General features: G+C 38.5%; 1 protein-coding gene. It reads left to right on the plus strand.

Annotated features, from left to right (window positions below; all coding sequences use genetic code 11):
- Positions 1 to 291: 291 nt before the first annotated feature.
- The gene (thrS, locus tag EUBHAL_RS04300; RefSeq protein WP_005345335.1) at positions 292 to 2,244 is read left to right on the plus strand and encodes a threonine--tRNA ligase; all 1,953 of its coding nucleotides are present in this window, start codon (positions 292 to 294) and stop codon (positions 2,242 to 2,244) included.
- Positions 2,245 to 2,844 lie beyond the last annotated feature (600 nt).

Genomic DNA, 2,844 nt, shown 5'->3' on the forward strand with positions numbered 1-2,844 from the left:
TTTGACGACTTTGTGTTTTGTACAACTGAGTCAAAATCAATAACTTTTAATGTCGGCCTTTTCATAGAAGACGATTTCTCGCAGCGACTAAAGTCGCAAATATAGGGTATCGGTTCTCTTCTCGGGCGTCTGTTCTTAATGAATTAAATAGAAATATAGTTGAATTGCTACCCGTTGTTTGATAGAATATTTATGGTTATAGCATAATGAGTCAGTGTGTGCATTTTTATATAGTTGCAAATGCATTAACGCACAGATACACCACAATAGATAGAAGGAGAAAGAACAAAAATGATTATTCGTTTAAAGGATGGTTCTGAAAAAGAATATGCACAGCCAATGTCCGTACTTGACATTGCAAAGGATATCAGCGAAGGTCTTGCAAGAAATGCATGTGCAGGACAGGTAAACGGAGAGACAGTTGATCTTCGTACTGTAGTTTCCGAAGACAGCGACTTAAATATTCTTACATTTAATGATGAGGAAGGTAAGCTTGCGTTCCGTCACACAGCTTCTCATGTACTTGCACAGGCTGTAAAGCGTCTTTACCCAGAAGCAAAGCTTGCAATCGGACCAGCGATTGAAGATGGATTTTACTATGACTTTGACATGGCACCACTTACAAGAGAAGATTTAGATGCCATCGAAAAAGAGATGAAGAAGGTAATTAAGGAGAATCCTCCAATTGAGAGATATGAACTTCCAAGAGAGGAAGCTATCGCTTACATGAAAGAAAAAGACGAGCCTTACAAAGTAGAGCTTATCGAAGATTTACCAGAAGATGCTACAATCAGCTTTTATAAACAGGGTGATTTCACAGATCTTTGTGCAGGACCTCATTTAATGAGTGTAAAGCCAATCAAAGCATTTAAGCTTACTGCTTCTTCAGGAGCTTACTGGCGAGGTAATGAGAACAACAAGATGCTCACTCGTATTTACGGAACAGCTTACACAAAGAAGGCAGACTTAGAAGAACGTCTGAAATATTTAGAAGAGATCAAGCTTCGTGACCATAACCGTCTTGGACGTGAAATGGAATTATTTACAACAGTTGACGTTATCGGACAGGGCCTTCCACTTCTTCTTCCAAAGGGAGCAAAGATTATCCAGACATTACAGAGATGGATTGAGGATTTAGAGGATAACGAATGGGGTTATGTAAGAACAAAGACTCCATTAATGGCAAAGAGTGATCTTTACAAGATTTCCGGACATTGGGATCATTACAAAGAAGGAATGTTCGTACTTGGTGACGAGGAAAATGATAAAGAAGTATTAGCGCTTCGTCCAATGACATGTCCATTCCAGTATTACTGCTACAAGAACACACAGAAATCTTACCGTGATCTTCCTTATAGAATGAGTGAGACATCTACACTTTTCCGTAACGAAGATTCCGGAGAAATGCATGGATTAACTCGTGTACGTCAGTTCACTATTTCAGAAGGACATTTAATTATCCGTCCAGACCAGACAAATGATGAGTTAAAAGGATGCCTTCATTTAGCACAGTACTGTCTTGGAGTACTTGGTGTGCAGGATGACGTAACATACCGTCTTTCTAAATGGGATCCTAATAATAAAGAAAAATATTTAGGGGATGATGAATATTGGGAGACAACACAGGATGCTATCCGTAATATTTTAGTAGATCAGGGTGTACCTTTTGTTGAGGCAGAAGGAGAAGCTGCATTCTACGGACCAAAGATCGATATCCAGGCGAAGAATGTATATGGCAAAGAAGATACGATGATTACAATTCAGCTTGACTGTGCTATCGCAGAGAACTTTGATATGTACTACATTGACCAGAATGGAGATAAACAGCGTCCATACGTTATTCACAGAACATCTATGGGATGCTACGAGAGAACACTTGCATGGCTCATCGAGAAATATGCAGGTAAGTTCCCTACATGGCTTTGCCCAGAACAGGTGCGTGTGCTGCCAATTTCTGAGAAGTTCGCTGACTACGCAGAAGAAGTAAACAAAGAACTTAAGAGAAATGGTATTTTAAGTACTGTAGATAACCGTTCCGAAAAAATCGGCTACAAGATTCGTGAAGCACGTCTTCAGAAGCTTCCATATATGTTAGTAGTAGGCGCGCAGGAACAGGAAACAGGTAAGGTATCTGTAAGAAGCCGTTTCGCAGGAGATGAAGGTCAGAAAGACTTAAAAGATTTTATCTCTGCAATCTGTGAAGAAATTCGTACAAAAGAAATCCGTCAGGAAGTAGAGGAGTAAAAATACTTGTGCTCTGATAGAATAGACGCCTTATAGAAGATAAATAATCCCTATTTGTGACTTTCGTCGCGGCGTGTTGAATGTTCGCTTTAGCGCTCGCATCCAACACTTGTTCCCAGGTTACAAATAGGGATTATTTATCTTCTATGAGACTGTGCTGTGATAACTTCAGGTAATCAAGTATTCTTTTGAGGAGATTTGAGGTTGCGGTAGAGGTATCCTCTATGAAAAGCCTCGTAGCTTTGAGGTTGCAAATAAGGGAGTATTTGGTTTCTATGGAGCTGTGTTGTTTATGACTTCCTTTGGGTGTGTTTGGTTGAGGGTATCCCTTGTGACTATGGTAACGATAAATTGGAATTTATTAGGAAAATATGAGTTAGAAAGTTTGTGGAATTGATAAAAAAATAACAATTTAACAAACCGCATATGTGGTGTAAATGATAAAAATACAAAAAAAGTACAATATCTAGTGCTTGTTGATAAAATAAAAAAATCTTCAAAAAATGCTTGACGCAACTCTACTGTTATGATAATATAATATGCGTTGCACATGAGAAACTCATTTTTAAAAGAAAAATGAGAAGAATCTTAAAAGAAAAC

This window comes from Anaerobutyricum hallii DSM 3353 (genome assembly GCF_000173975.1).
GTDB lineage: Bacteria > Bacillota > Clostridia > Lachnospirales > Lachnospiraceae > Anaerobutyricum > Anaerobutyricum hallii.